This is a genomic window from Streptomyces sp. DH12, from assembly GCF_020873895.1.
Classification (GTDB): domain Bacteria; phylum Actinomycetota; class Actinomycetes; order Streptomycetales; family Streptomycetaceae; genus Streptomyces.
This window is the reverse complement of record NZ_JAHWGT010000865.1, coordinates 1-476: the sequence shown is the minus strand read 5'-3', so window position 1 is coordinate 476 and position 476 is coordinate 1. Positions and strand designations below refer to the sequence as shown.

General features: G+C 66.8%; 1 protein-coding gene. It reads left to right on the top strand.

Annotated features, from left to right (window positions below):
• Positions 1 to 476 (top strand): alpha-amylase family glycosyl hydrolase (locus LPA54_RS37495; RefSeq protein ID WP_267487994.1); only part of this gene is annotated, 476 nt, incomplete at both ends.

Here is a 476-nt window from a genome sequence, read left to right as displayed (position 1 = left end):
CGGCCGTCCTGTTCGAGTGGAACTTCGCCTCGGTCGCCCGCGAGTGCGCCACCACCCTCGGTCCCGCGGGCTTCGGCTACGTACAGGTCTCCCCGCCCGCCGAGCACATACAGGGCTCCCAGTGGTGGACGTCGTACCAGCCGGTGAGCTACAAGATCGCCGGACGTCTGGGCGACCGCGCCGCGTTCAAGAACATGGTCGACACGTGTCACGCGGCCGGCGTGAAGGTCGTCGCCGACACCGTCATCAACCACATGTCCGCCGGCGGCGGCACGGGCACCGGCGGCTCGTCGTACACGAAGTACACCTACCCCGGCCTCTACTCCTCGTACGACTTCGACAACTGCACGTCGCAGATCAACAACTACGGCGACCGCTGGAACGTCCAGAACTGCGAACTGGTCGGCCTCGCCGACCTCGACACCGGCGAGGACTACGTCCGCGGAGCCATCGCCCGGTACATGAACGACCTGCTC